This is a genomic window from Paenibacillus sp. PL2-23 (assembly GCF_040834005.1).
In the GTDB taxonomy this organism is placed as follows: domain Bacteria; phylum Bacillota; class Bacilli; order Paenibacillales; family Paenibacillaceae; genus Pristimantibacillus.
In genome coordinates this window covers 1,158,429-1,184,316 of sequence record NZ_CP162129.1, presented here as the reverse complement: position 1 = coordinate 1,184,316, position 25,888 = coordinate 1,158,429, and the positions used below count along the sequence as shown (strand labels likewise).

General features: G+C 53.7%; 25 protein-coding genes and 1 pseudogene. 4 read left to right on the top strand and 22 right to left on the bottom strand.

The window, feature by feature from the left end; genetic code table 11:
- Positions 1–42: 42 nt before the first annotated feature.
- The gene (tlp, locus tag AB1S56_RS05100; RefSeq protein WP_340873194.1) at positions 43–264 is read left to right on the top strand and encodes a small acid-soluble spore protein Tlp; all 222 of its coding nucleotides are present in this window, start codon (positions 43–45) and stop codon (positions 262–264) included.
- A 114-nt stretch (positions 265–378) separates the two neighbouring features.
- Here tlp and AB1S56_RS05095 read toward each other — a convergent pair whose 3' ends face one another.
- The 10 genes from AB1S56_RS05095 to AB1S56_RS05050 all read right to left on the bottom strand — a co-directional run bounded on the left by AB1S56_RS05095 (position 379) and on the right by AB1S56_RS05050 (position 10,964).
- Complete coding sequence (locus AB1S56_RS05095) at positions 379–540, bottom strand: hypothetical protein (RefSeq protein ID WP_340873193.1); 162 nt, start codon at positions 538–540, stop codon at positions 379–381.
- A 122-nt stretch (positions 541–662) separates the two neighbouring features.
- Positions 663–2,147 (bottom strand): DHA2 family efflux MFS transporter permease subunit, encoded by a 1,485-nt coding sequence (locus AB1S56_RS05090; protein WP_340873191.1) that lies wholly within the window; start codon positions 2,145–2,147, stop codon positions 663–665.
- Positions 2,148–2,327: 180 nt separating this feature from the next.
- Positions 2,328–2,675 (bottom strand): hypothetical protein, encoded by a 348-nt coding sequence (locus AB1S56_RS05085; RefSeq protein WP_340873188.1) that lies wholly within the window; start codon positions 2,673–2,675, stop codon positions 2,328–2,330.
- A gap of 76 nt (positions 2,676–2,751) precedes the next feature.
- Positions 2,752–4,056, bottom strand: a complete 1,305-nt coding sequence (locus AB1S56_RS05080; protein WP_340873186.1) for an MFS transporter — start codon at positions 4,054–4,056, stop codon at positions 2,752–2,754.
- Between the two features lie 91 nt (positions 4,057–4,147).
- On the bottom strand, positions 4,148–5,113 hold the full coding sequence (locus AB1S56_RS05075; protein WP_340873184.1) for an acetylxylan esterase: 966 nt from the start codon (positions 5,111–5,113) through the stop codon (positions 4,148–4,150).
- 96 nt (positions 5,114–5,209) lie between these two features.
- Positions 5,210–6,331 carry an endospore germination permease gene (locus AB1S56_RS05070; protein ID WP_340873183.1) on the bottom strand — a complete coding sequence of 374 codons (1,122 nt, stop codon included), beginning with the start codon at positions 6,329–6,331 and terminating at the stop codon, positions 5,210–5,212.
- 31 nt (positions 6,332–6,362) lie between these two features.
- Positions 6,363–6,575 (bottom strand): hypothetical protein, encoded by a 213-nt coding sequence (locus tag AB1S56_RS05065; protein ID WP_340873181.1) that lies wholly within the window; start codon positions 6,573–6,575, stop codon positions 6,363–6,365.
- 12 nt (positions 6,576–6,587) lie between these two features.
- Positions 6,588–7,775 carry a Ger(x)C family spore germination protein gene (locus tag AB1S56_RS05060; protein ID WP_340873179.1) on the bottom strand — a complete coding sequence of 396 codons (1,188 nt, stop codon included), beginning with the start codon at positions 7,773–7,775 and terminating at the stop codon, positions 6,588–6,590.
- Positions 7,772–9,343: a spore germination protein gene (locus tag AB1S56_RS05055; RefSeq protein ID WP_340873177.1), complete on the bottom strand. Its 1,572-nt coding sequence runs from the start codon at positions 9,341–9,343 to the stop codon at positions 7,772–7,774. Before AB1S56_RS05055 ends, AB1S56_RS05060 begins: the two co-directional genes overlap by 4 nt.
- A gap of 193 nt (positions 9,344–9,536) precedes the next feature.
- On the bottom strand, positions 9,537–10,964 hold the full coding sequence (locus AB1S56_RS05050) for a hypothetical protein (RefSeq protein ID WP_340873176.1): 1,428 nt from the start codon (positions 10,962–10,964) through the stop codon (positions 9,537–9,539).
- A 537-nt stretch (positions 10,965–11,501) separates the two neighbouring features.
- Here AB1S56_RS05050 and AB1S56_RS05045 point away from each other — a divergent pair.
- The 3 genes from AB1S56_RS05045 to AB1S56_RS05035 all read left to right on the top strand — a co-directional run bounded on the left by AB1S56_RS05045 (position 11,502) and on the right by AB1S56_RS05035 (position 15,409).
- Positions 11,502–12,695, top strand: a complete 1,194-nt coding sequence (locus tag AB1S56_RS05045) for an IS256 family transposase (RefSeq protein WP_340873819.1) — start codon at positions 11,502–11,504, stop codon at positions 12,693–12,695.
- 1,028 nt (positions 12,696–13,723) lie between these two features.
- Entirely contained in the window at positions 13,724–14,089 is a 366-nt protein-coding gene (locus AB1S56_RS05040; RefSeq protein WP_340873782.1) for a P-II family nitrogen regulator, read from the top strand.
- Positions 14,090–14,095: 6 nt separating this feature from the next.
- A complete protein-coding gene (locus AB1S56_RS05035) occupies positions 14,096–15,409 on the top strand; it encodes an ammonium transporter (protein WP_340873781.1) in 1,314 nt (437 codons plus the stop codon).
- A 122-nt stretch (positions 15,410–15,531) separates the two neighbouring features.
- Here the strand turns inward: AB1S56_RS05035 and AB1S56_RS05030 are convergent.
- From AB1S56_RS05030 to AB1S56_RS04975, 12 genes and pseudogenes are all read right to left on the bottom strand, one after another.
- Positions 15,532–15,798, bottom strand: a pseudogene (locus tag AB1S56_RS05030) (iron chaperone); the annotation flags it as partial.
- A 165-nt stretch (positions 15,799–15,963) separates the two neighbouring features.
- Entirely contained in the window at positions 15,964–16,785 is an 822-nt protein-coding gene (locus AB1S56_RS05025; RefSeq protein WP_340873779.1) for a beta-eliminating lyase-related protein, read from the bottom strand.
- Positions 16,786–16,938: 153 nt separating this feature from the next.
- Positions 16,939–18,057, bottom strand: a complete 1,119-nt coding sequence (locus AB1S56_RS05020; protein ID WP_367903433.1) for an RNA-guided endonuclease InsQ/TnpB family protein — start codon at positions 18,055–18,057, stop codon at positions 16,939–16,941.
- Between the two features lie 99 nt (positions 18,058–18,156).
- The gene (locus AB1S56_RS05015) at positions 18,157–18,498 is read right to left on the bottom strand and encodes a beta-eliminating lyase-related protein (protein WP_340873286.1); all 342 of its coding nucleotides are present in this window, start codon (positions 18,496–18,498) and stop codon (positions 18,157–18,159) included.
- Positions 18,499–18,580: 82 nt separating this feature from the next.
- The gene (locus tag AB1S56_RS05010; protein ID WP_340873288.1) at positions 18,581–18,997 is read right to left on the bottom strand and encodes a DUF2809 domain-containing protein; all 417 of its coding nucleotides are present in this window, start codon (positions 18,995–18,997) and stop codon (positions 18,581–18,583) included.
- Positions 18,994–19,635 (bottom strand): TlpA disulfide reductase family protein, encoded by a 642-nt coding sequence (locus AB1S56_RS05005; protein WP_340873290.1) that lies wholly within the window; start codon positions 19,633–19,635, stop codon positions 18,994–18,996. Before AB1S56_RS05005 ends, AB1S56_RS05010 begins: the two co-directional genes overlap by 4 nt.
- A gap of 108 nt (positions 19,636–19,743) precedes the next feature.
- A complete protein-coding gene (locus AB1S56_RS05000; protein ID WP_340873292.1) occupies positions 19,744–20,403 on the bottom strand; it encodes a DDE-type integrase/transposase/recombinase in 660 nt (219 codons plus the stop codon).
- Positions 20,404–20,438: 35 nt separating this feature from the next.
- Positions 20,439–20,759, bottom strand: coding sequence for a transposase (locus AB1S56_RS04995; RefSeq protein ID WP_340873294.1), 321 nt, complete (start codon positions 20,757–20,759; stop codon positions 20,439–20,441).
- A gap of 343 nt (positions 20,760–21,102) precedes the next feature.
- Positions 21,103–22,242 carry a toxic anion resistance protein gene (locus AB1S56_RS04990; RefSeq protein ID WP_340873296.1) on the bottom strand — a complete coding sequence of 380 codons (1,140 nt, stop codon included), beginning with the start codon at positions 22,240–22,242 and terminating at the stop codon, positions 21,103–21,105.
- Between the two features lie 39 nt (positions 22,243–22,281).
- Positions 22,282–23,970 carry a VWA domain-containing protein gene (locus tag AB1S56_RS04985; RefSeq protein ID WP_340873298.1) on the bottom strand — a complete coding sequence of 563 codons (1,689 nt, stop codon included), beginning with the start codon at positions 23,968–23,970 and terminating at the stop codon, positions 22,282–22,284.
- Positions 23,971–23,983: 13 nt separating this feature from the next.
- Positions 23,984–24,721 (bottom strand): hypothetical protein, encoded by a 738-nt coding sequence (locus tag AB1S56_RS04980; RefSeq protein WP_340873300.1) that lies wholly within the window; start codon positions 24,719–24,721, stop codon positions 23,984–23,986.
- A 223-nt stretch (positions 24,722–24,944) separates the two neighbouring features.
- Positions 24,945–25,883 (bottom strand): aldo/keto reductase family protein, encoded by a 939-nt coding sequence (locus AB1S56_RS04975; RefSeq protein WP_340873301.1) that lies wholly within the window; start codon positions 25,881–25,883, stop codon positions 24,945–24,947.
- Positions 25,884–25,888 lie beyond the last annotated feature (5 nt).

Below are 25,888 nucleotides of genomic sequence, written 5' to 3'. Positions count from 1 at the left end.
TCATTCTATAGGAGGATTTGCGAAAAGATGGGAGGGATCACAATGGCAAAACCGGATAACCGCGCGGATAACGTGGAGCATCTGCAGCAGCATATCGAGGATACGCAGCAGAACATTCAGGAGACGAACGAATACCTCGCCGAATTCGGCGATGAAATTTCTGCTTCTGAGAAACAAAATCTGCAAGCGAAAAACGAGCGCCGCCAGAACAGCGTTGCAGCGTTCCAAGCGGAGAAGCAAGACGAGATGAACGCTCAGGAGTAGCCTTGCGATTGTTTTTTGTCCTATTCGAACGAAAAACCAGCCTCCGAGCGGCTCTGGCGCTCGGGGGCTGGTTTTTGTCATTTTTGTCCTATCATCAAGGGAGAGAGGTTAACGTTATTCGGCGTAATACCAGTTCGTATCGAGGCCGGTCACCGGACAATAAGGGAATTTCTCGCCTTCCCTGAGGGGGGACCGCCTGCCCGCTTCACAAATATAGTCTCCTTCTCTTTGGACGCGTTCGCCCGTACGATAAGCAGTACTTGTTGGATTGCTCATGACACAACACCTCTTCTACTCATATTTGCAAGCTTTTCCACCGCCTGCATGCTATTCCTTAACCCTTCCTGAGGAAGTTGAAACAGGCTCAAGCGGCAAGTAGCTGTGTCAACAAGCATCCATTAGTGGCTAGGGGATGGCACCCCTTCGCCTCCCTCCTGCTGCGGGCGCTTGGCACGCTTCAGCAGGAACGAAGCAACAAACGCGGCAGCGATCAGCATAAACGAGACAAGAAACGCGTTTTTCATGCCCATCATCATACCGCTCAGCTGTACAGCTGAATCCGTCTCATCTTTGCCTAGCATATAACCCTCGGCAGTGACACTCATGATGGTGACAAGAAGCGCTGTGCCAATTGCGCCGGAAACCTGCTGCAGCGTGCTGATAATGGCCGTGCCGTGGGCATACAGCCTCGGAGGCAGGGCATTCAGCGCGTTCGTCATGACCGGCATCATCATCATGGATATGCCGAGCATAAGCAGCGTGTTCAGCAGCATAATAAAGCTGTAATTAGTGGCTGGCGTCATAAACGCGAATTGAATTAACGTATGACCAATCAGCCCCAGTCCCACAATGCACAGCCACTTTGCCCCGAATCGGTCAAACAAACGACCCGTAATCGGGGACATAATCCCCATCAGAATGCCTCCAGGCAGCATGACGAGCCCCGCCTCAAGCGGCGAATAGCCAAGCGCATTCTGCAGGAACAGCGGCAGAAGCATCATAGCCGAGAACATCGCCATCATCACAACCATCATAATCGGCGTCGACAGGCTGAAGATCCGATGACTGAACACGCGTAGATTCAGCAGCGGCTCTTGCAGGCGAAGCTGCCTCCACACGAATAACAGCAATGAAATGACCCCCACCGCAATCGGGATGATTACTCCCGCGCTGAGCAGGCTGCCATGGCCTTCGCCTGCGCTGCTTGCCCCGTATACAAGACCTCCAAAGCCCAGCGTGGACAGCGGCAATGACAGGAGGTCAATGCGCGGCTTCGAGGTTTCGGTCACATTCTTCAGCTTCAAGAACGCAAACGCCATGACGAACAAGGCGATTGGAATAACGCTGTAGAACAGCACTCTCCAGCTGTAATGCTCCACGATAATGCCCGACAGCGTTGGCCCGATTGCAGGGGCGAACGTAATGACGATGCCGATGGTGCCCATCGCCGAGCCGCGCTTCTCCAGCGCGACAATCGAGAACACTACATTCGTGAGCAGAGGGAACAGCAGCCCTGTGCCGGATGCCTGCAATACACGTCCCAGCAGCAGCACATTGAAGCCAGGCGCGATGGCCGCTATCAGCGTGCCCGCGGCGAACAGGCCCATCGCCGACAGGAATAAGCGGCGAGTCGTAAAGCGCTGCATAAGATAAGCCGTTGTCGGAATCAATACGCCGATGACAAGCAGATAGCCCGTGCTGAGCCACTGCGCCTTGCTGGGTGCAACGTTGATGTCCGCCATTATTTTGGGAAGCGCCACATTCAGAAGCGTTTCGTTCAGGATGGCCACGAATACGCCCAGAATCATCACCATAACCACGATGAAATTGCTTCTGCTGCCGAACGTGCTTCCGTCATTCGCCATTTGTTTCTGTTGATTCATCTTTTTCCCACTCCTTCTTCAGCCGGAACAACCGGCCGCATTACATCTATATCATGCTACCATAACGAACATTCATTCGTTTCTTACGGATTGCGATGATTCCCTTCACAAGCGCAAAAAAAGCCTCCTTAAACCCTCTAGCGCTTAAGGAGGCTTCATGCCTCAGCTTGCTGCCTGCTGCTATAGTGGAATTCGATACTCCGAATTCAATTCGATAATATGCTCGCCTTGATTGTACACCCAGCAAAAGTGAAAGGCATTGCCCTTGTACTGGGTTCTTGTGCGGATATCCGGCACGATGGTGGAATCCATATGGCTGATGATGATCTCTTCCATCTCTTTCAGCTTGCCAATTGTATCCGCCGCAAGCTGGCGCGCCGTATCCTCCGACTGGGAATGCAGGAAATAGCGGAGCGCGATTTCGTCAACCGACAGGTCTTCCTCCAACGCGTAGCCAGCCCCGCGCAGCACTTCCTTCACCGTATTCACCCAATCATCCACCAAATTCATTGTAATCTCATACATCATGTATTACCCCTATCCTCAATTGGTCGCTTTGTCTACCCTACCATATGCGAACCGAAGCAGGCAATAGAACCGACCTTCAAACCGCGCCGCCGGCCTCTCCCGGCTCCTTCTGGTCCTCCAGCTTGACGAAAAAGGACAAGACGTAGGACAGCGCCAGCAGCACAAATGGCACGACGCTGATCAATACGCGGAAGGTCAGCTCGGGATCAGCACCCGGCTCAGCTCCGCTCTTGTAGCCCGTCGCCATGCCTACAATCAGGAAGGCCAGAGCGGAAATCAGGCCGCTCGATCGCGTAATGAAGCCGCTGACCGCCGTATACACGCCTTCCCGTCTGCGTCCCGTTTCCTTGTAGTCCAGATCAATAATGAGGCCGCTGACGATGGGAGGCGTCACGAGAAAGCCCGCGAGACCGAAGCCCACGATGACGCCCGCCGTTATACCGCCTGCCAGCGTGCTGCCGAACCATAGCGGAATAACAGACACGGCGTAAGCAAGCAGCGAAATACGCCAAGCCTTCACCGAGTCCATTCGTTTGATCAGCCAGAACCATACACCGACAAGCGGAATAACCGATACAAATATCGAAGCCAGCAGCAGCGTTACCTGCGATTGCGGGATGCCAAGAACGTATTTGGCATAGAACGGAATCATCGAGCTGAGCAGCCCGTTCACGGTCTGCGCGAAGGAATTCGACAGGTTAAACAACCAGAAAGGCTTGTTCTTGAGCGTGGCGCCGAATGACTCCACCAGCCCCATTCTAGGCGCGTCGCGAAATGCGGGGTCCTCCTTCGTAAAGCGAAGGAACGCCAGCATGCTGAGCGCAAACAGCAAGCCGAACACAAGTGCCATGGGACCGAAGCCCAGACTGTCGAACAGTATGGGCGCAACTGCAGAACCGATCAGTATGGCAACGATCTGATAGCCTTGTTGAATCGCGGAAGCTTTCTTGCGAAGGCGTCCGCCCCGGAACAGCTCCGGGAACAGAGCTCCATAGTTGACCCAGAGAATAGTGGCTATCGCCTCGAACAGCAGAAGTGCGATCAGAAACCATGTAAACAGACTGAGCTGGCTCATGCCGTCAGGCGCCGCGAATACGAGATAGAAAGCCAGTACGTATAATGGGATAGAGAAGTACAGCCAAGGTTTTCTCCTGCCATACCTCGTATTGGTCCGATCCGATAAGTAGCCAGCCATTGGCTGGTTGACCGCGTCCCAGATCATAAAGATTGTTCTTGCTAGCGTCGCCAGTCCTAAGCCCAGCCCCAGCTTATCCACGTAATAAAAGCTGTAAAAAGTGCTGAACGCATGGCTTGGTATCATAATGGCCAGCATGCCAAGCGCATACGTCCATGGCGAATTGACCGCCTTGTCCCTGCTCATTCCCCCACATCCGTCCCCTGCTAGAATGTCCATCTTTATCCAGCATACTGGGATTTTATTCATCTGGCAATACAAGATGCGTGAGCTGCAGCTACTGGAGCCATTGCCCGAACCGCTCTGCGAGGAAGCGCAGCTTCACTTCGGTATGCCTGGCTCCTCCTCCCTCATGGCCGTTGAACGGGTATATCTCCACCCGCTTGTCGCTGCGGATGCGATTATACGTTGCAAAATACATAAGCGCGGGACACGTCTCATCCTTCAGCGCAACCGATGCCAGCACGGGACACGCGATGCGGTCCGCCATATTCATGGTGTCGAAGTAGCTCAGGTTGTCCAGCACCAGCTCGGTCTGCTCCGGATGCCGCTTCAAATAATCGGCGACAGCGCCGAATGCCCCATGATTCCCTTCGACTCGAGCAATCAGGTTGCTGTTGCTCGGCACGTCTACGAGTGCCGCCTTCGGCCGGTCATCCAGCGCCACAACCGCCATGCCCAGACCGCCGCCTTGGCTTCCGCCCTCAATAATGATACGTTCAGCGTCTACCTCCGGCTGAGCGCAGGCGAAGTCGATCGCCTTGACTGCATCCATATAGACATACCGATAATAATATTCATGCTTGTTATGTACGCCTTTGCTGGCGACATTGGACAGGAAGCCGGACGTATAGCCGGCGCTGTTGCCCGTTGGCCCCCCTTGGTCGCGGCAATCTACCGACAGCACAGCGAAGCCCATCATCACCCAATGCATAAAATCCGAAGGCTCTCCGCGGCTCCCCGTAAAGCCATGGTAATGAATCAAACAGGGATAACGTGTACCGTCACTCCCCGCCGGCGTAATGAACCAGCCATGAATACGCGTCTCGTCCATCCCGCAGTAAGCGATATCATACACCTTCGCGCTGCGAATTGGATGGTCCAGCTTGCTCCTCTCCGGCCTAAGCGCTACGCTCTGGGCTTCCGCGATCGTCTCCTCCCAGAAGGCATCAAAATCCGGCTGCTTAGTCAAGTCGGGCATATACGCGCTCAACTCTCGCAGCTTATGATCCAGGTATCCCATCTATTCCACTCTCCCCAGGGGCTATTAGCTATGCCCTCATCATACCACAGCCGCAGCCAAAAAGAGCCGGCCTTTTGCCGGCCGGCTCTTCAAGCATCATTTCTCCGACTTCCCCTGAGGGGAGCCTCGTCCCTTCAGCAGAAGCCCCGTGAGCAGCAAGGCAGGCACGAGCAAGCAGAAGGTAAGGTCAAACCAGTGATAATACGTTTGCAGCAGGTAATTGTATTCCGTTATATTCGGCGTGCTGACTACCGTAAGCACCATCATGATCATGCCAACAGGGATCGACAGCAGCGACGCGCCGTCCTTCAGCTTGAGTAAACTTGCGACACCGGTAATTACTGCACAGAACAAGAGCAGCGTTTTGTAGAACACTGTAATGATCCATACAAAAGCAATAATCGCCTCCATGCGCTCCAGGAAGTTGCCGATTGTCAGCTTCTGCGCAAGCACAAAGGTGGGGTAATATTTGCTCTCCATAAGATTGGGTCCCAGCACCAGCACACATAGCAGCACGACGGCGAACAACAGCAGCCCGCCTAACGCGAAGCTTTTCAGAATCGGCTTGGTAAGACTGCCAGTCCCGACAACGTGCGGAACGAGAGTCAGGAGCACAACCATCTCCAAAAAAGCGGCACTAAGCACCGTAAGGGTGCCTCTCAGGATGGGCATCATCCCCTGAGCGGCTATCGGCTCAACCCTTCCCCAATCAGCTTGCGGGAGAATAAGCGCAAGCAAGAGAAGCAGCAGGATGAAAAACACAGGAAAGAGCAGCTCCGCCATACGGGCAAACGCCTCAACACCGTACCGACATGCGATAATGATAACAGTCAGGAACACGATGACGATCGCATTAACAGGCGTCTCCGGCATCAGCTGCGTATTCATGAAATGACTCATTGCACTAAGCAGAGTCAATCCGCACATAAAAAAATTGTAAGTAAGCAGCAACAAGAATACCGCTCCAATCCAGCTGCCGAAGGCCTTCCCGAGCGCCACGCCTAATGAAGCCTCTCCTCTGATGCGGTTCGCGATCATGGCGAACATAGCGCCGACAGCTAGCCCTCCGGCCAGCGATACCAGCATGACAAGCCAGGCGTCCTGCTTGGCCGCCGAAGCTGTTATGGTTGGCAGTATAAGAATGGAGTCGCCAATTGTCGCTAATACAATTAAGATTTGAAACTGTCTAATTGATATTTTCCCATTTGCAATCTCCATCTTCGCGCCCCTCCGCTAGCGCCGCCGCGCTTCAGCCTACGATCCAGCCATACATCGCCTTTACCATTTGGAACGGATTGGGGAGATACACGTCCAGCACCAGCGCCAAATACAACCCTGTTCCCGTAAGCAGAAAAACATTGAACCAGATGAGCTCCTTCCATCGCTTGCGCTTAACAAGGCCCGGCGTTTCCAGCAGAAACACGCTTATGCTCAACAGAATAACGCCGAAGACACTCGCCATCTCCGCTCTCCCCTAATCCTTCAGTGTAGAGTTGCCTATGGTGCCCGTCTTGCGAATAAACAGCTCAATCCGATAACGAACGTCCAGCTGCGGGAATTGCTCAGCGTTCCAGCTGTCCTTGACTTGCTCCCAATAAGCGGGATAGTCCTTGCTGATTTGATTCCCGAAGCCCAGTACATCGGATTTCAGCCCCTTCACCTTCGCCACTGCAGCTTCAGCGTTGGCTTGCATCGCCCGGGCCGCTTGCTGCTCTATTTCCTCAATTACTGCAACATCCGTCAAATCCAGCTCTGTACAGGGACGGTCCACTATGGCGGCTTCCGAACGTATGCGAACCTCAGCAGCCGGTCGTCCGTCGATGAGCTCCGTTGCAAGCTTAGCCTTCGACGACAGGATTTCGATCGCCATGTAGCGACCCCCTCCGCAGGGCAGCTCGACGGAGGTGCTGTCGAGATTGTCCGTAATATCGGAATAGCCCTTGCTCTCATTTTCGTTCAGCCATCCCGCCAGCCTGTCGCCGCGGAACACCGCGATACCCTTATAGCGAAATCGTCTCGCTGCCCGGAACGACTCCACATTCCGGGACGATTCGCCGAGCTGAGGATCGCCGAATAATTGAATGCCGGTCAGCGCCAGCTCGTAGCCGTTCCCCGATAATCTATCCATCGCTTGATCCATCGTAACGGATACCGTAGGCGCCCAGGACTTCTCCGACGTGCGCAGCGATTGGAGCATGCTGTATGTCGGCAGCTTCTCGACAGGCGTGTACAGCTTCATAAAGCTTTCAGCCTTGCTGCCCCTGGCTACCACAATATTGAAATCCAAGCGCGTTTCATTATCTCTCAGCACGCCGTCGAACAGCTCGCTTAAGCCTCGTTTGGCCAGCGCTTCGCTGACAACCAATATTTGCAGATGGCCAAAATACATTTTGCGCGGCGCCTCCGCCGTTACATATCTCGCGGCCTCAAGCAGCGTCTTGCCTCTGCCCTGATATACCGTACCGGGAGGCCGCTGGCCGCCTTCCTTCTGAGCTGAAATTTCACCGGGGTTCACAACCTGATAGGATATTAAATATTCATCATTCGCCCAATCCATGGCTACGCCAAGCACAATCAGAATATCGTTAAGCTCCCTGCGGCTCCAACAGCCCGATAGAACAAGCATACACAGCACGATAATGACCCATTTCCAGGGCTTCATCTCCGTCCGCCCCCTCTCCTCATGCGTATTCGTGTCGCCCCGCCTGACGTTGACGATTCCGGACGCTTGAAGGAAAGCCATCTAGGCAGCCTTAATAGAGCATCCTCCATCTCGGTAGACCGGTATGGGGAGAATGGCGCCATAAACGGCTCACCGAAGGAACGAAGCGAGCAGAGATGAAGGAGCAGAATAAATAAGCCCAGGATGATGCCGAACAAGCCGAATGAAGCCGCCGCAGCCATAAAGACAAAGCGCAGAATCCGGATAGGTATCGACATGCTGTATGCGGGAAGGGTAAATGTCGAGATCGCCGTAATGGACACAACGATGACCATGGCAGCCGACACAATGCCCGCTTCGACAGCCGCTTGGCCGATAACCAGCGTACCGACCACGGAGACGGCTTGTCCGATCGCCCTTGGCATTCGAAGTCCTGCTTCACGCAATATTTCGAAGGTAACCTCCATGACGAGCGCCTCGACAAACGCCGGAAACGGCACACCCTCTCGCTGCGCTGCCAAGCTGAACAGCAGGGAAGCCGGCAGCATCTCACGATGGAAGGTTGTAATCGCAATATACAGGGACGGGAACAGGAGCGAGATGAATACCGTCAGAAATCGGAGCAGCCGGAGCAAGCTCGCGTAGAACGAACGCTGATAATAATCCTCCGTCGATTGAAAAAACACCGAGAGCCCCGTCGGAACGATAAGCGCGTTCGGTGTGCCGTCGACCAGAATCGCAACCTTCCCCTCCAGCATCTGAGCCGCCACATCATCCGGCAACTCTGAATTGTATACGGTGGGGAATAGCGACAGCTTGGCGTCTTCAATCAGTTCTTCCAAATAGCCGCTGTCAAGCACGCCGTCGATATCAATCGCTGACAGCCGAGATCGCACATTGTCCAGAACAGACGGCTTGGCTAATCCTCTGACGTATGCAATCGTTACGGCAGTTTTCGTCATCCTGCCGATTTCAACCGTCTCCAGCCACATCCTGGGATCCTTGATCTTCCTTCGCAGAAGGGACGTGTTGACCCGCAGCGTCTCTGTGAAGCTCTCCCTCGGCCCTCTAATAGAGGTCTGGTTGGTAGACTCTGATACATCGCGGCTTTTCCAATCCCGAATATCCACCCGAAAAGCGTATTGCGCCCCGTCAATCAGAATCAGCGCTTCACCGGATAGCATATGGCGATATATGCCAGCATAGTTCGAAACGCTGTCAATAGAGCCGAGTCCAACCGCAAGCTCCTCCGTCAGCTGCTCGAGACTTAAGCCAAGCTCTCTCCCCAGTGCAAAATCCGGGCCTGCCAGCGAGCCGCTCAGCACATCGAATATATAGTTGCTTATCGCAGCCGCATCAGACAGCCCGTCGATATAGACAACAGCCGCAGCCGTTCTAGTCGACTTCGGATACCGAATGGGCCGAATGACCAGATCGTCGCTGCCGCCCATGTCCCGATTTATTTGAACCAAGTTATGCTCCAGCGCAGGCTGAATAGGCGTCTCATTCAGTTTCTTCCAGAATGGATCCTCCTGCTGCGGCGATAGATAGACGACGTTTCGTGGCATAATTTCCGCTACTTTCTTCTATAGGTGGGCAAATCGCTCTTCTCCCCATTATGACCATCGTCAGATAGCGATAAACGCCGACATGATCCGACAATAGACCCAACGTTTACGGGGCTACATAGTCTCTTGGCGAGACGGCATACATTTGCATTAGGATAGAAAAAAAGACAGCCATTCGGCCGGCGAACCGACCTTACTGACTGCCTCTCTTCCCACCTATGAACCGCGAGCCTCGATACACCACCCACACAACCGCCGACACCGCCATCATGTCGAACACGGCATTGAACAGGAACAAATGCTTAGCGAGATCCGCCACCCCGTCTCCCAATATCGGAATGACGAAGCTGAACATCCCTGTCAGCCCCAGCAGCACGAACAGCTCAATCGCCGTACGCGACCTGCGGTCCTTACGCCGCGTCCATTCCCAGACCGCAGCCGCCCCATACAGTCCAAAAAACAAGGCAATCAACCAGAGCTCATTCGGCAGGCTGCGCTTCTTGAATTCACTCCAGCCGCTGAACGCAAACGACATGGCTCCCGGCGGCTTGCCTGCCGCCTTCTCATAGTTGCCCAGATAATAGGGACGAATCATCATGCCATGCTCTGCAGCATACTCCAGCTTAGCCAGCAGCCGGCCGGGATGCTTCGCATAGAACAGCAGCACGTCACCATGCGAGATCCGGTCATAGAAATCCGCCTTGAGCGAGGGATCATCCTGCTTGATTGCCGTACCCGCCTGGAAATAATTCGTATCCGCCAGCACCGACAGCCGCTGAGGCAAGCCAAGCTCCTTCAAGTCGCCTTCAACATCCGGCGAGTCCTTCAATATGCCAAAAAACACCGTCTGGTAGGTGTTAATGTCCTTGAAATCCTTGGGAGCGAACACATACACCCCCACGGAAACGACAAGGGTGAATGCGGACAAGACCAAGGCCAGCCTGCGCCAGGGCTTATCCTCCCGGAGACGCGCATAGCTAAGGAACAGCAACGCGAAGCCGACGCCGACCGGGGCATTTTGCGTTTTGGAGCCAATCAGGAACAACACCGCTGCGAAAAACAAGAGGAGAGCCATACGCGAAGGACGCTCCTGCGCCGTAACATACAACCCTAGCGCCATGGTCAGCAGCAGAGACACCATCGCCGTCGGCTCACCAAACAGGGAGTTGAAATACGCCAAATACCCAATGTCGAAAAACACGAACAGGAGCAGCAATGCCAGAACAACGCCTGCCGCGGCCGACCTCCTCCGCACGAGCCGCACCAGCACAAAACCCGCTGTAAGAAGCAACGCGGCGTAAATCGCACCGAGCACTCTTATATCAAACGCCTCGCTGTTCAGCACATAACCGATGCATCTGGCCGCGAACACCAGCAGCAGCTGAGTTGAGGGATAAAAGCCCCTGAAGAAGGTGTCGTAGGCAAACAGCGAATGCGCATAGTTGAAAAACCGATCCTCGAAGGGCTCCTCCATATAATAATTAAGGCCGATCGACCCCATTATGCGAAGGAAGTCACCATTGTCCGCCACGCCGACAAACGTCTCTGTCAGCAGCAGCGCAGCAACGATGACAAGCCCCGCCGCCACGAAGCTGTTTTCGACGGTCAGCCATTTTCTCATTCCAGATCTCTCCTAATTTTCGTTATTGATATAACAAACTTACCACAATTGAACAATTTCCTGCATAAATAATTTCTATCGTTAACTTACGTGACGGACGTTGCAAGATGGCACATATGAGATGGAGCTGTAATATCGATCGCCGACATTAGACGTTCCTGTGGAGCTCCAAAACCCCCGTCCAAGTACATTTAGACGTTTCTGGTACTTCTATTTGCTCCCAAACCCCGGTCCCCGCTCACTTAGACGTTTCTGGCACGTCTATTTGCTCCAATACCCCCGTCCCAGCTCATTTAGACGTTTCTGGCACTTCTATTTGCTCCCAAACCCCGGTCCCCGCTCATTTAGACGTTCCTGGCACTTCTATATACTCCCAAACCTCCGTCCCAGCTCATTTAGACGTTTCTGGCACGTCTATTTGCTCCAAAACACGATGACGTACAATAAGTTGTGTACCAAGTTTTGGTCCTTTCCAAAACGAAAAAAAGTAGGGTATCCTCGGGATTGCTGAGATCACCAAGAGGAGGACCCTACTCGATGACTACTATACCCGAAAATCTGTTTAATGAGCTACTTGAAAATACTGTTACGAAGCTGTTGAAGGAGAAGCTGGAATTACTGCTCCGTGAAGAACTTAAAAATTACTTGACGGTTGAACAGCCTCATGAGCGCAACAGCCGTAACGGCCACTATACGCGCGCTTTTCAAACTCGCTACGGGACGATCCACGATCTTCAAGTACCACGCGATCGTAAGGGCAAGTTCCAAACAAGTTTGTTTAAACCGTACCAACGCCGAGAAGGTTGGTTGGAAGAAGCAATCATACACATGTACAAAGGCGGTATGAGCACGCGTGAGGTGGCTAATTTCATTGAAAGCATGTTTGGCAGCCAGTACTCACCAGCGACCATCAGCAACATCACCAAAACCGTCATGGAGGACATTCATGAATGGAGGACACGCCAACTCGAACAGCGTTACTCTGTCATTTATCTCGATGGTCTGTACGTCAAATTGAAACGCAACACGGTAAGCAGTGAGGTCGTGTATTTAATTATGGGCATTGACGAAAAAGGTTACCGGCAGATCCTAGGCTTCGACGTTGGCGGCCATGAGAGCTCTAACGGCTGGATGGAGGTACTTAAAGATCTCAAAAACCGTGGCGCTACTGACGTGTTGCTAGGCGTGTTTGACGGACTGCCAGGGCTTGAAGAAGCGTTTCGCAAGATCTACCCCAAAGCCGATGTGCAGCATTGTGTCGTGCATAAGGTTCGTGCGACGTTTCCCAAGATCCGTGTTTCCGACAAAACTGAATTTCTAGATGATTTAAAGCAGGTGTATACCGCAGTTGATGGAGATGTCGCAAAAGCCGTATTTGACGGTTTTAAAGCAACGTGGGGCAAGCGCTATCCCCGGGAAGTAGCTTCCTGGGAAGAACAGCTCTCCACGCTGCTCACCTTCTACAAGTATCCACCGATGGTGCAGTATGCGGTCTATACTACGAATGCAATTGAGCGCATGAACAAGGAGCTACGCAAAAGGCTAAAGCCTATGAATAGCCTGACAAACATTGAATCCGCCGAGAAGATCATTTACCTGCAAGCGACAGGCTATAACGAGAAGTGGTTCGGCAGAGCCATCCGTGGATTTGCAGATCCGGAAACCAAGGCTGTCTTTGAAGAAATGTTTATGTCACGGTACGGCTCGTTGCGAACGAAGGAAGAAATGTAAGACGCTGACCGGTGGTTTGCTGGGGGGCGGAGCCCCCCAGCAAACCACCACCCATTAAAACAAAAACATATCCATCGTCCCGATGGAAAAACCTACTACACAATATTCTTGACGTTACCCCCAAACCTCCGTCCCAGCTCTTTTAGACGTTTCTGGCACGTCTATTTGCTCCCAAACCTCCGTCACAGCTCATTTAGACGTTTCTGGCACGTCTATTTGCTCCCAAACCCCGGTCCCCGCTCATTTAGACGTTTCTGGCACTTCTATTTACTCCCCAAGCCCAGTCCCAGCTCATTTAGACGTTCCTGGCACTTCTATTTGCTGCAAGCTTCGGCGACGAGATGACCGCATCATATTTATCATTCACCAAATGCCGAGGTCTCTTATATAGCAATAGGCAGACAAGGATAGTCCCCTCAGAATCTCTAAATCTTCAGCTCCTCCAACAGTTACAGCCAAGAGCATCATGTATTGCCAAGCTCCAATCAATCACCGCAATCACCTTCGCGACAGCCGGCCGCTTGATTTCGTTCGACAACGGGCGCCGGTCTAAAAAGCGACACCCCTCCTATATTGTGCATGCACACCCAATCGGTGCTCCATCTAACACTCTAGCCCGTTCAATCGCAGCAAGGATGACCATCCGCCGCAAGCATCACTTCTAAGCCCCGCTATCATTCGACGATTATTAAAGGGGTAAAATCGACATTCCCTAAAAATTTTACATCGTTCATTCCCCGGGAAATGTCGAAGGTATTGGTGTTAATTCTACAACTTTCCAATTCACCAGCAAGTTAACCCCTTCCTATGTCGCCTCTTAATCTCACATGACATGTAATCTAACGCTAATTCAACCCTTTCAATCAAATAGACGTTTGAAGATAGATTTTTAGCGAATATATTGACGAATAGTTAATGATGTGAGATATTATTACATGTATTTTGTATATAATGTACAACCAATTGTGTGTGTTGCACAACGAAATCAAGCTTTTCATTGCATGATAGATGACATGGAGGGTATGCGTATGAAGAAAATCGAAGCCATTCTAAGGCCACAGAAGCTTCACGACACGATAAAAGCGCTGCATGAGATAGGCGTTACGGCTTTTACCGTTAATCAAGTGGTTGGACGGGGGATGCAGAAGGATCGCAGCGGCATTTATCGCGGACGCAACTTCACGATGAGCTTGCATCCAAAGGTCAAAATGGAGATCGTTATTTCCGACTTTATGGTGGAGCGGACTGTGCAGACCATTATAGGCGCGGCTCAGACAGGAGAGGCTGGCGACGGCAAAATTTTTATTACTTCGGTTGAACAGGCATACAACATTCGGACAGGCCTCGTTGACGAGACGATCGACGAGCTTCGCCCTATCAAGGAAGAGAGGTAATCCGCTATGGTTGAAGCTATTCATTTAAACACAATTTGGGTCGTCCTCGCAGCGGCTATGGTCCTATTCATGGAAGGCGGCTTCAGCTTGCTGGAGGCCGGACTCGTGCGCACCAAAAACGCGGTGAATGTCACTATGAAAATATTTGTCGATCTGACGATCGGCACTCTCGCCTTCTGGGCGATTGGCTTCGGGTTCATGTTCGGAGACGATAAGGGCGGGTTCATCGGCACATCGCTCTTCGGCTCGCCGGAGAAAATCCAGCTCGCCATTGACCTCCCGGCCGCCGCATATGTGTTATTCCAGCTCGGCTTCGCGATCGCTTGTATTTCCATCGTGTCCGGCGCCGTTGCGGAACGAATGAATTTCAAAGCGTATGTGCTGATTGCCGCTTTTATTACCATGATCCTTTACCCCATTTCAGGACACTGGGTTTGGAACTCCGATGGCTGGCTGGCGCAGATGGGCATGAAGGATTTCGCTGGCTCCGCGGTCATCCACTTGCTTGGCGGCTCGGCTGCGCTCGCGATTGCCTGGATACTCGGCCCCCGCAAGGGCCGCTACACCGACGGCAGTGTCAACGTATTCGCTCCATCCAATATTCCGCTTGCTTCTGCCGGCGTATTCGTGCTTTGGTTCGGCTGGTTCGGCTTCAATGCAGGCAGCACATTGAACGCAGGCGACGCCATGTTGTCCGCCATCGCCCTTAACACGATGCTGGCAGCTGCCGCTGGCGGAGCTTCCTCCATGCTGTTTACAATGTTCAAGTTCGGGAAGACGGATCCCAGCATGGTTATGAACGGTGCCTTATCCGGTCTTGTTGCGATTACAGCAGGCTGCGCTTACGTCAATCAATGGCAGTCCGTCCTGATCGGAGCTGTTGCGGGTCTCATTGTAATCGGGGCTACACTGTTCATTGACAGACTGAAGGTTGACGACCCCGTCGGCGCTGTTGCCGTACATGGCTTCAACGGCGCATTCGGCACGATCGCGCTTGGCTTGTTCGATGGGGAGGCCGGCCTGTTCTCGGGCGGCGGAGCCAGCCTGCTCGCTACGCAATCGCTGGGCGTACTGGTTATTCTCGTATGGGGCTTTGCCGGAGGCATCGCCATTGCTTATATCGCCAAAGCTACGGTTGGTCTTCGCGCTTCCGTTGAAGAAGAGGAGGAAGGGCTCGACATGGCCTACCACGGCATTCCCGCTTACAACGAGCTTGACCGCTTCTCCGAGACAGCCAAAGCGATGTACGATTTCGAAGCGACAACTGGCGTCACGATCAAGCAAGCCGAGCCGCTTGCAGGCATCAAGCTAAGCAAATAGCACCTTCTTGCAAGAAAGGGATTCTCCGGCTATCGGAGAATCCCTTTCTTTATTTCCACAGAATTTATGGCGATAAATCCTACATCTAAGCTCATCTCTGAAAGGCCTCGATAGAGGATTTCTCAACTTCTCCAAAAAGTCGAACAATCCGCCTTGTCCATCATGTTGAACGTGATCAGTTGCTCAAGCAAGGAATACTCCATCTCCCGTTCCCAAGGAACACGTATCAGCTGATCTGTACGATCATAGCCAGCTTGTGCGATGAGATCAGCAAACTGCTGGATGCCCGCCTTCTCCGGAGCAATCGCCATATGCTTTTTAGATACGCTGAAGCCGATTATGTACGTCCCGTGATCGGTGAACATAGGCTGCTTCCAACCCATCTCCGTTCCCTCTCCACTAAAGCCTCCATATAATGCTCGTGGAGGTGAATCATTTGCTGCAAATGCCATGGTATGCAAAAGCGATGGGACTGATCGGCCAGCCTGTGGACACGTTAGCTGCCATAGCCCCGATTCCATCCCTGAGGGAGCATCGGGGCAGTACCTATTTCATTAGATTGTCGGCCGTATTCCCGCTTCATCCAACTTCCGCAGCTCTCGGTCCAGCGCCTGAAACGCCTGCTCGAGCACCGTTTTCGGCACCTTAGCATATCTGTCGCCAATGCTCACCTCGTAGCATGAGCCACCGCCCTCGCGTTCCCGCACTGATGAGGCAAAGCCCACTCCACTCTCGCGGCTCGCTTCCATAATCGCGGCCTCCAGCTGCGCCTTGCTGCGATGACAGTGTACATGGAACATATTGGATACAGGCACTGTTGGGATTGTCCGAAGAGAGCAGCAGCCATTGTACCATACAGCAAGCTCCTTAGCCCCTTGGTAATATTCCCCCATTCGGGACAAACGCTGCTCCATGTAGTAATCAGCCGCCAGAATGTAAGGGTATAGGCTGATCAAATCACCGCCATGCCGTCTCTTCCATACCTTCGATCGATCCGCGAACTCCCGACTTCCCGCCAATATCGCTCCCACTACACCGCCGATTCCTTTATAGACCGAAATATATACGCTGTCAAATAATGCGCACACCTCTTGCGCCGTCTTCCCGTAATACGGAAGCACCTCGAACAAACGCGCTCCGTCGAGATGCAGCTTGATTCGCCTCTCACGGCAATAGGCCGACATCGCCTCCAGCTCCGCATATTGGGGCAGTTGACCGCCAATCTCCCTCTGCGGCAGCTCAAGCAGTACACATGCCGGCACGTCCTTCATTGCGATCAAGTCCTGCAGCAGCACGGGACGAGTCCGATCGGCGAGCAGAATCGGCTCCAGATGATGAAGCTCCCTGAGCCCATCCTGTTCGTCAATGACCCCCACTTAACTAACGTTTGAAGTGGGGGCTTATAACAACCCGATCGTACGAACGTCTTGCGACTCCGATCTTTTGGCGTTCCGAAGAACGTGGTGTTACATCCTCTAGTAAGCCTTTGCCTACCGATGGGCAGACTGACAGCTGCCCTGCAAGCCTAGTCATGCTAAGCCTGCACCTTCAAGAAGGTACTCTCTTCCCTTCAGACAGAGATTCATGGCGCCGATCCGGTCATCATTGCTTGTATATCTGCATGCCTGGCAACGAAAGCGATGCCTGTGTTTATCCCGGTTTTCTTTCACCGTGTGGCGGCATAGGGGACATGCCTGCGAGGTGTGCTTCGGATCCACGGCTATCGCCATCGATCCTGCAAGCTTCGCCTTATACGTCACCATCTGACGCAGCTGATAGAAAGCCCACGATACCGTCACATACCGATACTTCAGCTTTGCCTTTTCCGCCCTGCGGCGGATCCCTGTCAAATCCTCCAGCACAAACAGCGTATTCGCCCCATAACGGGTAACGAGTGCCTTACTGACCTGATGGTTCACATCGGTCATCCAACGGTTTTCTCGTTCTCCGATTTGCTTCAGCCTGCGGCGGGACGAAGCCGTTTGTTTGCGTTGCAGCTCGGAACGCAATCGTTGGTAGTTTGCTCGTTTGTGTTTCAGTCCCCTTCCCCGAAAAAACAGCGTTCTCCCCTCGGTGTCATACACCGTAGCTACAAAGTTGATGCCCAGATCAATCCCTGCAACGTGTTCAATCTCCTTAAGCTCAGGAGAGGCCATTTCCTTAGACACTGGAATATGCAAAAACCACTTCTGTTTTTTGCATACCAGCTTGGCTGTACCGAATGTCCATGTGCCGTCGAAATAAGTCTCCATTCCTTTGGCTTCGAAGGGAATCTTAATGCGGCCTTGCAGCGTATTGACGGAGAATAGCTTTGCGCTTAGCGAGTAATCCCGTCTCCAGACGAGATCGTATTCCGGCTTCTTAAATTGTACGCGTGTCCAAGCATGTCCGCTGCTCAAGATGGTCTTGTATTTAGCCCGTACCGTTTTCAATACCGACTGAGCCATTTGAGAGCGCAGGCCCATCGTGCTGCGCAGGGTTCGATACGTCATTCGGTGCAGGGCAGACTGCCGGCGCTCGCTCGTCTCAAACACAAGGGCAGAGACAAAATTACAGCCTTGACGATAAGCAATCATCGTTTGTTGCAGGGCCATCATTTGACTTTCTGACGGTTTGATTTTGATTTTCGCCGTCACGGTAACGATCATACGTTCGCCTCCTCGCTATGCTAATTTTAGCATAGTAGGGAGAACAAGAACACACCAAATATCATTCCGGCTAATGCCGGACGCCCATTCCTCCCCCGCTTATAGAAGACGGGAGTATCCTGGGCGATATTGATGAATTTCAAGATGGCAGGCAGGATGGTATGACACCTTCTTGCTCCCTGCATCGTCGCTCCAGATCCGCAATGCAATCTGCTGCGCCATTGTGCCGCTTGGGAAGAACACCGCCGCTTCCTTGCCCAGCATTGCCGCCATTTTCGACTCATAATCCTCTATAATCCTGCCCGTACCGTACATATCGCTGTCCAAGTCTCCGTCGCATGCATGGAGAGCTTCCTTCAGTACCTGAATATTTCTTGTGCCATGCCCCAGCAGAGGATACTGCGCTTCACTGTAAGCCTGCATTAACGAGTTGTGAGCCATGATGCTAATCCCTTCTTTCGCGTGGTGTATCATTAATGGTAGCAACGATTATAACCGCATGTAAACGGGGTCATAGCAACATCTAACGCAAGGCGGCCATGCGGAGGCGATACCATCTCGTCAAGTAGTGATCGACGCCATATAGGAGGAGGATGCCTACGGCGTATCTGAGCAGATCAACAGCAAGAAACCCATGGCCCAGCACGAGTCCGCCCAGCAGGGTAGCCCTGACATTCTCGATCCATTCCTCTTGATAGAGCTGGCTGAACTCAATGGAAAAGCAAAATAACAAACTTAGGATCAACGCCCACACGCGCGGTTTATGCGTCAGCAGCACGCGCATCCCACAATATATCATCGCGGCCCATAGCGCATCCCCGAAGTGGGAGGCGACAAATGGCGGCAAGCGATCCGACTCCGCACGCGAGATAAAACCGGCGGCCATGACGATGATGGCCGCGCCGGCGTAAGCGGCTCTTGCTTGGATTACAGCCTTCATTGCCCGCTCTCCAGCAGCTCCTGTAGGAAAGGCTCGGCGTTCTGCTCGCTGAGCTCGTATGTCACGGTCTGAATCGTACCATCCGCCCGGATAAAATAATTCGTCGGAATCGCAATAATGGAATAATCGCCGGAAACGACGCTGTCGAGATCGAACAACACAGGCAATTGCAGCTGGTAGTCCTCCATGAACGCAAGCGCCTCCTCCATGCTGTCGTTCTCCGTAATATTAACCGATACGATCTCCAGCTCATCCTTGTATTTCTCATAGATGCGATTCAAATCATCCGCTTCGCTCTTGCAGCCGGGACACCAGGAAGTCCAGAAATTGATAAGCTTCGGCTTGCCGCTCGATGCCGAAACGGTCAGGCTTTGTCCGTGCTGATCCTCTAACGTAAAGTCGATCATGCGCTTGCCGTATTCCTCTGTCTTGACGAACTGGAGCTCCTCGGGCTCCTCCGCCATTCTCTCCGACCCCTTTTCCAATCCCTCTTGCCGAGCGGATGCTTGATTATCCATGGACGCAGCTGCACGCGCCAACCGTTCTTCCCGCTCCGCCGAAAACTGCATAACCACCCCAGCCGTCACGCCGAGCCACGCCACAACAAGGATAGCCGATACGGCGTATAATAGCTTCATCTTCATCTCCTATACCTGCCTTTACAGTGATACCCTCAAGTATAGAAGAAACTTCTCTTTAAGCCAATTGTTCCCTTGATAACAGGCGTATATATAGTCCCCCAAGCTCTACGGTGCCTCCAAATTGGAAGAGAACCGCTTCAGCCCGTCCCCAAACAGTTGGCTGACGAACTGCGGGCCATTATCGGTGCGAATTACGGGCATCGGTTCTCCTTCCGTTATGCGGTCCTGCAGCGCCTGATTAAGCGTCTGTACAGCGTGACTGGCTTTACAAGCTGCCCCTCTGTACTGTCCAACCACAACGCGATCGAACACATCAATAATGGACAGAACGAAAAAGAATCGTTCGACGCCGATGGCATACCCGTACTTGATGTCCATTTGCCAAAGTTGGTTGCGACCTGTGATGAGACGGTTCTTTGGCAGTCTCCGCGGATGGTGTGATTTGCGGTCCCACGCCTTCTGTAAGATGCCGAGCTCTTTGCAGAGGCGGTAGACCTTCTTCTTGTTGATCTTGAGCTTGTAAGGGTCATCACGCAGACACTCGGTGAGCATCTTGTAGCCGTACACGTGCTCCTCCCCTTCCACAAGTTCCATGAGCCTTTCCTTGATCTCTTCGTCACTCTTCGGTATGCCGCAGAACGTGTAGGTATGGCCAGGAAGCGGCCGTCCTCTTCGGCCTGTAGCAGCTGATGGCGTAGGCTGAACTTCTCTTTTCTTACGTGCGTAGTACGTGGATTCCGAGATATCTAGAATACGAAGAACCAATGCTGCTGCCTCTCCCCGCTTAATGAATGGTTCTGCTACTTCAAGTCTTTCTGGTAAGCGGGGTTCTTCTTTTTTAGGAGATCACGCAGAATCTCAATTTCCAGCTCTTTCTCGCCAAGTACTTTAATGGCCTTTTCATAGCGATCTTCCACATCTTGAAGTCGCTTGAGCTCTTCCAGATGCTCATCCGTCAAGGGAATCTCTTCAGGAGGGATAGACTCCCGATGTTCCCTTACCCATGTTCGAACCGTTTCCGGGTGCAAGTCGTACAATCGAGCCAATACGCCCACCTTCACACCAGAGATCGCCTCCTTGACGATCCTCACCTTGGTCTCCTCATTCATCCGTTTCCTCATCCCAATCATCTCCCTCATTTCATTGTAGATTATTGGGGACAAGGACTCCAATTTAATTAGGGGCCTTAGAGTTTTTGCATGATTCATCACTTTGCACCGGCCCTCTCACCCCACTCACGCTTCATACTCCACAATCTACCAACCAACAGCTTACCCAACCGTTCATTACCAAATGAACTGCCGCTCACCTGCCTGATGACTTAACCTTCCAGCTGCACACGAGCATGTCTCACTCAGAGCTCCTCCCCCCACCCGTTCGACCTCCCAATAGACCAAACAAAACGCGGCAGCCCAGGACCGCTCCTCCGGTCCCAGGCTGCCGCATTTCCGTTTACCGCTTCACTTACAGCCCCAAGCGCTGCCCCTTCTCCAGCCTCCGGATCTGTCCCTCGCCGCTGTCGGCAAGCTCTCTGAACTGCATGATCGTCTCCCGCATGCGAGGAAGCGCCTCTTGCTTATAGGTGCTGATGGATTCCAGCGCCGCCAGCACGTCCGTGAACGCCTGCTTCATCGTCTCCACCGATACGCTCGACTCCAGAGCCTGCTTGTGGATAGCAGCTCCCTGATCCTTCAGCATACGCGAGGTGCCGCTGATGAGCATATCCGTCGTCTGGTTCAGCAGCTCGATCTTCTGCAGGACGATGCGCTGATTGTAGAGAGCGCTAGCGACCGTCACCGCTATTTTGAGCGCCGACACCGTTACGTTTCTCGCCCGGTCCACGCCCCGGATAAGCTCCTTGTTATTGCGCATGACGACCTCAATGGCCATAATGCCCTGCTGGTTCACGACCAGCATCTGCTGCAGGTCCATGACGCGCTGGCGAAGCGGGAACAACACCTCCTCCGTGATGAAGCGAAGCTTATCCTCCGTCTCTCCCCTCATCCTGGCGTCTCCAAGCTGTCGCTCGATTTCCTCGTCCATCAGCAGGCCGAGCTGAATTTCCTTCTGCAGCTTCTTGGTCAGCTCGCGAAGAGCCTGCTGCTCGATCTCCAGCGTCGTATTGTCGTTGCGCAGCACGGTCTTGCCCCTGTCGAGGGAGACGATAATGTCCGAGATGACCTCATCCGCCTTCTGGTATTTCGCGAAGTAGCTCCGCAGCGGGTGAAAAAATTTGCCGAACAAGCCGCTTTTGGCAAAATCAATGGCGCTCGGATCCAGATCCTTCAGCTGATGATGAAGCTCGGTCAGCCCTCTCGCCACCTGCCCCCCGTCGTCCCCTGTTTTGGCCAGGCTTGCGACCGAAACCTGCAGCAGGTTGTTCTTGTCCGAGGAAGACCGCATCGTGCTGATCCCGAAGCTGTCCATAGCCCCGAGGATCGCATTCCGCTTCTCGAACGCATCCGGTTCCAGCTCCAGAATAGCCGCGACGTTGGTCAGAGCAAGCTGCTTCAGCTGCTTCACCTCCTCCGGCTCCGGCTTCACTTCCTCCTCTATAGCCGTCTTCAGCTCCTCCGGACTGATCACTTCCATTGTAAACGACATGCGTTAGCCCCTCCTCCATCCAAAATAATGCTGTACCTCTTACATCTGAACATTAAGCAGCTGTCCGATCTTGTACACGACATCCTCCGTGTCCGCATTGATGCTGGCAGCTTCATTGATGCCCGATATGCTGGCAAGCGCCTCGATGTTGGCGTTGTAGCCGATTGTGTAGATCGGTATTTCGAACGTCTCGATGAGCCCCCTGATCTCGCTGAGCGAATGCCCCTTGTTCGTCTCCCCGTCGCTCAGGACGAAGATAACGGGCTTGACTCCGGCATCCTTCGCCAGCTCATCCCTCAGCAGCTTCATCGCGACCGCAATGCCGTCGAAGGTAGCTGTGCCGCCGCCTGCCGTCAGACTGTTGACGGCACCGACGAACATGGACTGCTGATTGGCGTCGTACCTTCCGACAGGCAGATGGATGGTGACATCATCGGAATAGGAGACCAAGCCAATGCTGTTCTCCCTGCCCAGATATTTCTGTCCGTTCAGAAGCGACTCCTTGAGCCGATTCAGCGGCTCCCCGTCCATGCTGCCCGAGACATCGGTCACGAAGACGGCGGCGATTGGCTTGCTGCCGTTTTTCTTCTCCTTCCACAGCTTCTGGGCAGAGGCCAGCGTATTCCCGTCCACGCCGGGCAGCTCTGTCCGGTAGTCATCGAGCCCGTTGAAACCCTTCTCCTCCGCCAGCCGCTGATACGCCTCATCCGAGGCGAATGACGCAAACAAACGAAGAATGTCCTGTTTCTCCGGCGAGAGCTTTCCAAGCGCGTACAGCGGACTGTCATGCCGAACGCCGAAGGGCGTGAACACATACCCGCTTTGCAGGTCGGCTGCATTGCGGAACGTCTGGAACTCCATCACGAAAGCGTCCAGCATCCCGCTCCCTGCCGCCTCTCTCATCTGAAGCGTGGTGGACGCGATAAACGGCACATTCGCCTGAAATTTCTCGAAGCCTTGCACCGCCTTCTCGCCGAGCAAGTCGCCGCCTCCGAACGTATCGAGCGCCGTCACCAGGAAGTTGAGCCCCGTCGAGCTGGCGAAGGGGTCCGTATAGCCCATGGCCAGCTCGTTGCCTGCTATCGCGTCGGTTAACGTCTTGACGTTCAGCGCGCCGTATTTGCCAATCAGCTCCTCATACTTGGCCTTGCCGGTGACCACACCCGCCACATTGCCGGTAAGACGGTCTGCGATGGGCTCTGTCTCCATGCCATGCGCCTTCACCATCTCGCCCCACAGCTCATTCGAGGGCGTGAAGCCGTCAGGGACATACTTGCCGGAGCGTATGTAATCCGCGGCCGTGCCGGAGGCAATATTGCGGATTCGGACTGACACAGCCGTTCCGTTCACCTTAAGCCCGGCTTGGTTGAACGCCTCAGCCACCTCGTTCAGCCAACCGTCATTGCCCGAGCCGGACTTCTCCGTGGAGGAAAATATTTCGGCATACAGCTCTGTTGTATTCGCCACCGATACCGGAAACTTCGATATATCAGGGAGCGTATCGCCCACCACCGCCGGGTCCAAGTCGATAGCCCCCTTCACGGGCTCCTCGACCGTTACCCGGATATCGCCATACAAGTCATCCAGCCGCTCGGCTGCATCCTCTGCCGTAACCTGCGTCCTTGTTTTTCCCCAATCGCTCGTCAGCCGAATGCCGTAATAGACCAGCACGAACACCCCGCAAGCTATTAGGCTCAGCACCATTACCGTTCTGCCTCGGCCTCCCATTCTCTCCCTCCTCTCATGGCTTATACCGCTTCGTCTGGTTGATCAGCGCATCGATCTCCTTCATGCATGGCATCTCCATCACATCGAGATGATCCGCCAGATTCAGCTTCGTGATTTCCAGCAGCAGCTGATCCAGCTTGAGAAGGATGCCTTCGTTCGCGCTCAGACAGCCGGTCACGTATACAACATATTGTTGGTATAAGGTTGTCTTCGCCTGAATAAGCTGAGGTGAGCGATGTGGACTAGCAGCGTCCGGGGAGGCGATCTCGGCAGCATGAACAGCCGACATTTTATGAAGCATGCTGCGCAGATGGAGATAGAACAGACCCTCGACCTCTTCAATAGCTCCCGTGAATTTGCGGTGACTGAGCTCTGACGGCTCGAAGCGCCTTCCCAGCACTTCATGCAGCGCGGACTTCTTCTTATCCAGGCGCCTTAGCTGCTCCATTGCGGCGTCAGCTTCTTTCCTGTAAGCCTTCAAGCCTCGGAATGAGCCGAAGAGCTTCAGAAAGTCCTCGCGGGAATACGTCCTGGCGTCAGGGGGCTTCATCGCAGACGGGAACAGCAAGGCGCGGCAGCCATAGATCAGCACGACGAAGCTCATGACAAGCGCGGTTACGGCCGTCGCCGCTTCAAGCGGATCGCCTCTGCCGATTGAGAGTCCGACGAAGCCCGGAGACAGCAGCATAATATCGAGGAGCACGATGGCGGATATTAAGCCGGCCAGCTTCAACCATCCTCTTCCGTTCAACGTGTACACCTCCCCTGCTATTACCTAACCTATTCCGCAGCCCGGCCCATCATGCAGAAAAGCCCCCGTCTCTTGTTCATCAGAAGAACAAGAAACGGGGGCTTGCTTCGTTAAGTCGTGCAGTCCTTGGTCAATTGCGGCGCATCCTGCACATGCTGCACATCCTATACTGCACATCCTGCACATGCGGCATATGCTGCTCCTTCAGCTTCAGTAATCGCGCCTAGGCGAGAATTTGCTCGATTCGATCCCGCACACTGTCGTCAAGCTTGACGCCGGATGCCTTGGCGTTCTCCTCCACCTGCTCCGGACGGCTCGCACCGACAAGCGCGCTGCTGACGTTCCCCTGGCGCAGAATCCAGGCCAGCGCCAGCTGTCCGACCGACAGCTCCAGCTCCGCAGCTACTTTGGAGAGCTCCTGCACTTTGGCAATCTTCTCTTCCGTTACGCCCTTGCGCATATTGTCCAGCTTAGCTGCGCGGCTGCCTTCCGGCAAGTCGTTCACGGAGCTGTACTTACCCGTCAGGAGACCCTGCGCGAGCGGCGAGAAGACGACCTGTCCGATGCCGCCGCGCTCGCCGTAAGGAATGACGTCCTTCTCGATATAGCGGTTGAACATGTTGTACACCGGCTGGTTCACCACGATTCGGTCGAGCAGGTAGCGGTCCGCGATTGCGTGCGCCTCCGCCATTTGCGTCGCCGTCCATTCGCTTACGCCCACGTAGAGCACCTTGCCTTGGCGAACAAGATCGTCCAGAGCACGCAGCGTCTCCTCCATCGGCGTCTCGGGATCGTGGCGATGGCAGTAGTAGATATCCACGTAGTCGGCGCCGAGTCTCTTCAGACTGGCATGACACTGCTCCATGACGTGCTTGCGAGACAGACCGCGGTCATTCGGTCCGTCGCCCATTGGCCAGAACACCTTTGTCGCGAGGACGTAGGATTCCCTCGGGAACGCGTGAAGCGCCTCGCCCATCAGAAGCTCGGCCGCGCCTTTCTCGTAGACGTTCGCCGTGTCGAAGAAGTTGATGCCGAGGCCATATGCTGTCTGAATCGATTTTACCGCATTTTCGCGCTCCACATATCCACCGTACGTTAACCAGCTGCCCAAGCTGATTTCGCTGACCTTCAGTCCGCTTTTGCCTAATTTTCTATATTGCATCTCTC

Excerpts from the sequence above, each read along its gene's own strand:
- AB1S56_RS05090 (WP_340873191.1), bottom strand. The coding sequence starts at position 2,147 with ATGAATCAACAGAAACAAATGGCGAATGACGGAAGCACGTTCGGCAGC.
- AB1S56_RS04985 (WP_340873298.1), bottom strand. The coding sequence starts at position 23,970 with ATGGGAGGCCGAGGCAGAACGGTAATGGTGCTGAGCCTAATAGCTTGC.
- AB1S56_RS05050 (WP_340873176.1), bottom strand. The coding sequence starts at position 10,964 with ATGAGAAAATGGCTGACCGTCGAAAACAGCTTCGTGGCGGCGGGGCTT.
- AB1S56_RS05005 (WP_340873290.1), bottom strand. The coding sequence starts at position 19,635 with ATGAAGCTATTATACGCCGTATCGGCTATCCTTGTTGTGGCGTGGCTC.
- AB1S56_RS05065 (WP_340873181.1), bottom strand. The coding sequence starts at position 6,575 with ATGGCGAGTGTCTTCGGCGTTATTCTGTTGAGCATAAGCGTGTTTCTG.
- AB1S56_RS05070 (WP_340873183.1), bottom strand. The coding sequence starts at position 6,331 with ATGGAGATTGCAAATGGGAAAATATCAATTAGACAGTTTCAAATCTTA.
- AB1S56_RS05080 (WP_340873186.1), bottom strand. The coding sequence starts at position 4,056 with ATGAGCAGGGACAAGGCGGTCAATTCGCCATGGACGTATGCGCTTGGC.
- AB1S56_RS05020 (WP_367903433.1), bottom strand. The coding sequence starts at position 18,057 with ATGATCGTTACCGTGACGGCGAAAATCAAAATCAAACCGTCAGAAAGT.
- AB1S56_RS05095 (WP_340873193.1), bottom strand. The coding sequence starts at position 540 with ATGAGCAATCCAACAAGTACTGCTTATCGTACGGGCGAACGCGTCCAA.
- AB1S56_RS05040 (WP_340873782.1), top strand. The coding sequence starts at position 13,724 with ATGAAGAAAATCGAAGCCATTCTAAGGCCACAGAAGCTTCACGACACG.
- AB1S56_RS05055 (WP_340873177.1), bottom strand. The coding sequence starts at position 9,343 with ATGCCACGAAACGTCGTCTATCTATCGCCGCAGCAGGAGGATCCATTC.
- AB1S56_RS05010 (WP_340873288.1), bottom strand. The coding sequence starts at position 18,997 with ATGAAGGCTGTAATCCAAGCAAGAGCCGCTTACGCCGGCGCGGCCATC.
- AB1S56_RS04975 (WP_340873301.1), bottom strand. The coding sequence starts at position 25,883 with ATGCAATATAGAAAATTAGGCAAAAGCGGACTGAAGGTCAGCGAAATC.
- AB1S56_RS05085 (WP_340873188.1), bottom strand. The coding sequence starts at position 2,675 with ATGATGTATGAGATTACAATGAATTTGGTGGATGATTGGGTGAATACG.
- AB1S56_RS04990 (WP_340873296.1), bottom strand. The coding sequence starts at position 22,242 with ATGTCGTTTACAATGGAAGTGATCAGTCCGGAGGAGCTGAAGACGGCT.
- AB1S56_RS05060 (WP_340873179.1), bottom strand. The coding sequence starts at position 7,775 with ATGAAGCCCTGGAAATGGGTCATTATCGTGCTGTGTATGCTTGTTCTA.
- AB1S56_RS05035 (WP_340873781.1), top strand. The coding sequence starts at position 14,096 with ATGGTTGAAGCTATTCATTTAAACACAATTTGGGTCGTCCTCGCAGCG.
- tlp (WP_340873194.1), top strand. The coding sequence starts at position 43 with ATGGCAAAACCGGATAACCGCGCGGATAACGTGGAGCATCTGCAGCAG.
- AB1S56_RS04995 (WP_340873294.1), bottom strand. The coding sequence starts at position 20,759 with ATGAGGAAACGGATGAATGAGGAGACCAAGGTGAGGATCGTCAAGGAG.
- AB1S56_RS05075 (WP_340873184.1), bottom strand. The coding sequence starts at position 5,113 with ATGGGATACCTGGATCATAAGCTGCGAGAGTTGAGCGCGTATATGCCC.
- AB1S56_RS05045 (WP_340873819.1), top strand. The coding sequence starts at position 11,502 with ATGACTACTATACCCGAAAATCTGTTTAATGAGCTACTTGAAAATACT.
- AB1S56_RS05015 (WP_340873286.1), bottom strand. The coding sequence starts at position 18,498 with ATGGCTCACAACTCGTTAATGCAGGCTTACAGTGAAGCGCAGTATCCT.